The 5798-nt window shown below is 60.1% G+C and carries 5 protein-coding genes; 3 read left to right on the forward strand and 2 right to left on the reverse strand.

Translation table 11 applies throughout. The annotated features are described in order from the left end of the window. Positions 1–60 precede the first annotated feature (60 nt). From HJA_RS17585 to HJA_RS17595, 3 genes are all read left to right on the forward strand, one after another. Entirely contained in the window at positions 61–882 is an 822-nt protein-coding gene (locus tag HJA_RS17585; RefSeq protein WP_035585071.1) for a TIGR00282 family metallophosphoesterase, read from the forward strand. Positions 883–1007: 125 nt separating this feature from the next. Then, positions 1008–1538: a DarT ssDNA thymidine ADP-ribosyltransferase family protein gene (locus HJA_RS18460; RefSeq protein WP_162177092.1), complete on the forward strand. Its 531-nt coding sequence runs from the start codon at positions 1008–1010 to the stop codon at positions 1536–1538. A 1-nt stretch (position 1539) separates the two neighbouring features. Continuing rightward, complete coding sequence (locus tag HJA_RS17595; protein ID WP_035585076.1) at positions 1540–2253, forward strand: DarT1-associated NADAR antitoxin family protein; 714 nt, start codon at positions 1540–1542, stop codon at positions 2251–2253. Positions 2254–2368: 115 nt separating this feature from the next. Here HJA_RS17595 and HJA_RS17600 read toward each other — a convergent pair whose 3' ends face one another. Together HJA_RS17600 and HJA_RS17605 are read right to left on the reverse strand one after the other, a co-directional pair. Continuing rightward, the gene (locus HJA_RS17600; protein WP_035585079.1) at positions 2369–3946 is read right to left on the reverse strand and encodes an oleate hydratase; all 1578 of its coding nucleotides are present in this window, start codon (positions 3944–3946) and stop codon (positions 2369–2371) included. Positions 3947–3987: 41 nt separating this feature from the next. Further along, on the reverse strand, positions 3988–5544 hold the full coding sequence (locus HJA_RS17605) for a L,D-transpeptidase family protein (protein WP_051597853.1): 1557 nt from the start codon (positions 5542–5544) through the stop codon (positions 3988–3990). Positions 5545–5798: the final 254 nt, after the last annotated feature.

A 5798-nucleotide genomic window follows, 5' to 3' on the forward strand; every position in this document is an offset into this window, starting at 1 on the left:
CGCATCCATCTGGGTGCGCGCGCTTTTCTTTTTAACGGGCCGGGTGCATAGCGTTTCCTTATGAAACTCGCATTCTTCGGAGACGTCGTCGGAAAGCCGGGCCGCCAGGCCGTGCTGGACCATCTGCCGGGCCTCAAAGCCCGCCTGCGGCTCGACTTTGCCATTGTGAACGCCGAGAACTCGGCTGGCGGCTTCGGCCTGACCAGCGCCATTGCGGAAGAGTTCTTCAATGCGGGCGCTGACTGCCTGACGCTCGGCGACCATGCCTGGGACCAGCGCGAGGCCCTCACCTATATCGAGCGAGAGCCGCGCCTCCTGCGCCCGGTCAACTATCCCGCTGCCGCCAACGCACCGGGGAAGGGGGCGCATCTCTTCTCCCTGCCGGATGGCCGCCGCGTCGGCGTTATTCAGGCGCAGGGCAATGTGTTCATGAAACAGACGATGAGCTGCCCGTTCGACGCGGTGGATGCCGCGCTCGATTCCATGCCGCTGGGCGCCGTGGCCGATGCCATCGTGGTCGACATGCATTGCGAGGCGACCAGTGAGAAGATGGCGATGGGCCATCATTGCGACGGCCGCGCCAGCCTCGTCGTCGGCAGCCACACCCATGTGCCCACCGCTGACACGATGATCCTGGAGGGCGGCACCGCCTACCAGACCGATGCCGGCATGTGCGGCGACTATGACAGCGTCATCGGCATGCAGAAGCAGATCTCGCTCTACCGCTTCCAGACCCAGCTGCCCGGCGACCGCTACCAGCCCGCCCTCGGCGAAGGCACCCTCTGCGGCACCTATGTCGAAACCGACGACCGCACGGGCCTGGCCATCCGTATAGAGCCGATCCGCATGGGCGGCCGCTTGAGCGAGATGGTGCCGGGGTGAAATTCCCCATCCTTTGAAAATCCATCTGAGCCGATTGTTAGGATTGTAACAATAGATCTTTTCTCGATGTTTACGAATACTCCCAAAGATTGAATTTCTTTTTTGTTCATCAACGGAGGTGGATCGTGGCCCTAGAGCAGCTTGTTAGGAAAATACGTGGTCGCCCAGCATATAGGCTACGATACTTGCATCACTTTACGGACAGCAGAAACCTGCCGTCCATTAGATTGCATGGGCTGCTATCAAAGCAAAAAATTGACCAGAAAGAATTATGTTGTGTTCCTGGAGGAAATGATTGGAGTTTAAAGGCTGATATGGACCGTGAGCTGAATAAGTACGTTCATCTCAGTTTTTTTGATGAGCATCCAATGTCCTTTAGAGCGAAAAATGAAGGTACTATTGAAGACGTCGTTCAGCTCAAGATTCGCCCGGAGGTTATTTTGAAACCGGGCGTAATGTTCTGCACTGAGGTTTCAAATAAGCGTGGCTCAAAAATTGTTCCCATCAGTGACTTCTCAGATACCGATGTCGACGAAGACATTCTTTTCATGCGCCTAAATTGGAAGGATCCAGCCGTGCTGGAGCGAAAATCTGTTGCGGTGAAATACGAAATTCTCGTTCCTGACCTAGTAGAACCCGACTATATTCTACTGTGATATGGCATTTCGACCTATCTTCGTACCGGGTTCAACGAAAGGCGCTCTCTTTAAGGAGGTGTCTGTTCAGTTCAATTGGCATCGTGGGATGGCAGCATCCCAAAAGAAAAAAAATGTGGCTGAACTGCACGCCGAAGCCTCTTTTCTAGGCTTTGGTGAAATTTTGGAAGTCTCCACAAAATCTGATAGCGAGCTTGGCCGCCGTCTAAGTGCATTTCGATTAGATGTAGAGTTGTCGGGTATATCTTCAAAAATAGAATGCATTTATCAAGCTAGCAAAGTCTTTGAGAAAGGTGGGCCTTTCGAGGAAATAGTTCATCTATCTCCGCTGGAAGCCAAACGATACTTCAAAGCGCGCAAATTGGGCTTGATTAAGTGCTTCTCATTCAAGGGACAGAGGTACGAAAATTTGCCATTTCATGCGTTCTACGATTGGCTCTTCCTGCGAGCGCTTGCCGAGCACAAACTGTTTCTGTCCGAGCGGCTTTCGCGCTTTGATGCGTTTTCCGATATCGAGTTCAATCCGTCTAAATCGATAAACACTCAAGCTCGTTCTGTTGCGATAATTGCGACTCTGATCAAACGAGATCAGTTAGATGCTTGTGCAAGTGATTTCGATTTCTTTAGGGCTCATTTGGAGAAAATTGAAAAGAAGACTTCGACACAGATTCAGCTGGGACTTGGCAGCTTCGAAGCCGAAAAATCAAAAAAATAACAAATTTGGAAGAAGTCAGGAGGCCACATGTTGAAGCGGGACGGCTATATTTCTGCAGCGTCACGCGCGCAGGGTGCGTGTTCATTGCCTCTATGAATTATGCGCCGGGCTGATCCTAACCCGCAAGGATCGTCCGCAACGCATTCGCAATCACAATCGGGTTCCGGTCTGTCCGCTTGACGGGTGGTGGCGGCTTGCCGCCGGCCAGCCGGTGCACGGCCGTCATGGCGGAGCGGACGGAGTATTCGACCGTGAAGACGACATCGTGCTTCTGTTCGCAATACTGGCCGAGGCAGGCGAAGTTGCGGGCGCCTGCGGGCACGACCTCCGGCCGGTCGCCCGCGCGGCGGGGCATGAACTGGCTGGTGATCAGCGGCATCATGCAGGGCCGGACAATGGCATCGCGGAACATGGCGTCCGCTTCATCGCCAAGGTGTAACTGGCCCGCCAGCTCCTCAAGGATTTCCTCGCCCGTGCACGCCGCCATCGGCTTCTTCACATAATCGCCCTCCCGGTCGCCCAGCAGGCCATAACCCCAGAAGACATAGGTGCCATCCGCCTGCTGATGGAAGTGCGGCTGGTGGAACATCACAAAGCACAGCATCCAGCCGGAATCGGCGATGCTCACCAGACCGCCCGTGCCGGTCCGGTTGCCGGAGAAGTGTTCCATATGGTCGACAAAGGCCGGGGTCTTCAGCGTCACCGTGAAGGATTCCCAGCGTGTGCGGGTCACGTCCGGACAGAACACGTCCGGCCGCCCGAATATGGGGGATTTCGCCGCGAGGGTCTTCCAGAGCGTCCAGGCGCTGTCTGTCTCCGGGGGAGGCGGGGGCGCCGTGTTCGACCCCTGCACCGAATTGGCTGTCATCGATCCCAGCGTGAAAAAGACACGGTCCTTTTCGGATACCGGCATGATCTCGCTCTGCCCGCCCCGTTCCAGCAGAAGCGCCGAGATGCAGGAGGTGTCGCCCGCCTCCGAGACGGTCGCATCGATGACGGCCGCCTCCGTCTCGAATTTCACGCCCCGCTCCGTCAGCCAGTCCAGGATGGGCGCGATCAGCGAGTCGTACTGATTGAACCGCGTCCGCAGCACGCCTTCCATGCGGGTGAAGCCGGGGAAGAGGTGGATGAAGCGCTTCAGGTAACGCGCGAGCTCTATCGCGCTGTGCCATGTCTGGAAGGCGAACATCGTGCTCCACATGATCCAGAAATTCGACCGAAAGAAAGCCGGGTCGAAGCACTCATCAATCGCCTTTCCGTCCAGCGCCGCCTCATCCGCCTGCGTCAGGCGAGCCAAGTCCCGCATGTCTCGCAGGCGCAGGCCGAGGCGGGTGTCCGCCTTCGCGCCATCCCTTATCAGCCGGCAACGGGACGATCCGGGGACATCCCGGTTGAACGCGAAAATGTCCTCCTTCGCAGACAGGCCGCCCGGAAGCCCGCACGGGATGGAGTTCAGCAGGTCGAACGTGCAGACGAAGTTCGGCTCGAACATCCGCCCGCCGCGTACGAGATAGCCCCTCTCCGCATCGCCGGCCCCGTCGAGGCTGCCGCCGAAGCGGTCCTCCTTCTCGAAGATCGTGACCTGTTCGCCCGAAACGCCTGCGTCGCGGATCAGGAACACCGCCGCCGCCAGCGAGGCGATACCGCCCCCGGCGAGATAATAGTGCGCAGGCTGGTCTTCGTCCTGTGACACGGCTGGCCTCCCTCAAGGCCGCCATTTTCTCACAAGCTCGCCTACCTCGCCAGTTCTGCTTCAGCGACAGGCGCGGGCGGGGCGTCCAGCGCGGCGAGCACGGCGGCGTCGCGGTCATAGATGTCGTCGAGATAACGCACCCCGCCTGCGCCATCGCTGACCGTGGTGAGGTAGAGGATGTGCACCGGCACCCGCGCGGCCAGATCGGCCCGCGTTTCCTTGCCGGAGTCGACGGCGGCATCCACCGCGGCGCTGTCCCAGCCGGGGGTTTCCGCCAGCAGCCATTTTGCCAGGTCGATCGGGAATTGCGTCCGCAGGCAGCCGGAGGAAAAGGCCCGCTGCTGTTCGGCAAACAGACCGCGTGACGGTGTGTCATGCAGATAGACATTGTGCGGATTGGGGAACATGATCTTCACTTGGCCGAGGGCATTCAGCGGTCCCGGTGCCTGGCGCAGCCGATAGGGGAAGGTGGAGGCTTTCAGCGCATTCCAGTCGATGCCTGCCGGATCCACCACATTGCCGGCGCGGTCCAGTACCTGGAAGCCCAGCCGCGCGACGGCGCCGGGGTCCTTCTGGAACATGGGCAGCTTGTCGGCCCGCGCCAGGCTGTCGGGTGTCTCCCACCACGGATTAAATATGATGTATTCGATCTCGTCGGAGAAGACCGGCGTGCGCCGGTAGGGCTTGCCAACGATCAGCAGATGCGTGCGCTGGGCGACGCCGTCCTCGAACGCGGTCACTTCGAAGGCGGCAATGTTCGCACGCAGATGCCGCCGGCCCAGCGTATCGGGCAGCCAGCGCCAGCGCTCCAGATTGACGCGCAGCTGCGCGATGCGTTCGGCCGTGCCGCGGTTCAGGGCACGGAGGGTCGAGGCCCCGGCCACGCCGTCAATGTCCAGCCCCTGATCGGCCTGCAGCGTCTCGACAGCGGTTTTCGTCGCTTCGTCGAAAACATCGCTTTCCGCGCCGTCCTCCAGAAGGCCCAGCTGCACCAGCCGGGCCCGCAGCGCGGCCACACGCGGGCCGGTCATGCCGGGCTTCAGGGCCGGGCCGTCTTCCACCGCCGCGATGGGTTCCTGTTCCATGGCTTCCTGCGCGGCGAGTTCGGTGCGCATCAGCTGGTAGATTGGCTGCTGCGGGGCGAGGGCGTCCAGCGTGGCGGCGATCTCCCCGGTCTCCAGCGCACTCTCCAGACGGGCCGCGATGTCGTCCTGCCGGGCGGGAATGGTCCAGTTCGCCTCGATGCTGACCGGGTCCAGCTTGCCCTGCAACAGGTGCGAGGCCGCCATCAGCCACGCCGCCGTGGCCAGCCGGTCCCGCTCGGCCGCATCGCCGCGCACCGCTTCCAGCGTATCGAGATTATAGTCTTCCGGATTGAGCCCGTGACTCGACAGGCCCTTGAGCGCGGCGAGCAGTTTGTCGAAATTCTCATCCGACCAGACCTGCTCCACCCCGGCCTCTTCATAGAAGGCTCCGGTCACGACCGGCGCAATCTCCGCCGCCACAGGCACCTCCTGCACCGGCTGCGTCTGCGTACAGGCCGCGAGCAGCAGGGCCGCCGCCCCGGCCTGACGCGCAATGAGGGATGTCAGCCGCATGCAATGCCCTTCCAGAATGGTTCAGCGCCATACTGGCGGGGAAGCACCCGCTTCGTCCAGTCCGGCATGATCCACCATAGTCCGTTATGGTCATGGTTCGTCATGCATGGTCATGGTGTAGACAGATTTAATCCTCCGCGAGTCATCCCTGAGCATGGACCTTGTCTCTTCGCTGTTCATCCTTCGACTTCGCTCAGCATGGGCGCGGGCGCGCGTCACTCTCAGACACGCGTCACGCCCGATGGCCAACGGCC

Origin of the sequence: Hyphomonas jannaschiana VP2, from assembly GCF_000685215.1 — a bacterium.
Classification (GTDB): domain Bacteria; phylum Pseudomonadota; class Alphaproteobacteria; order Caulobacterales; family Hyphomonadaceae; genus Hyphomonas; species Hyphomonas jannaschiana.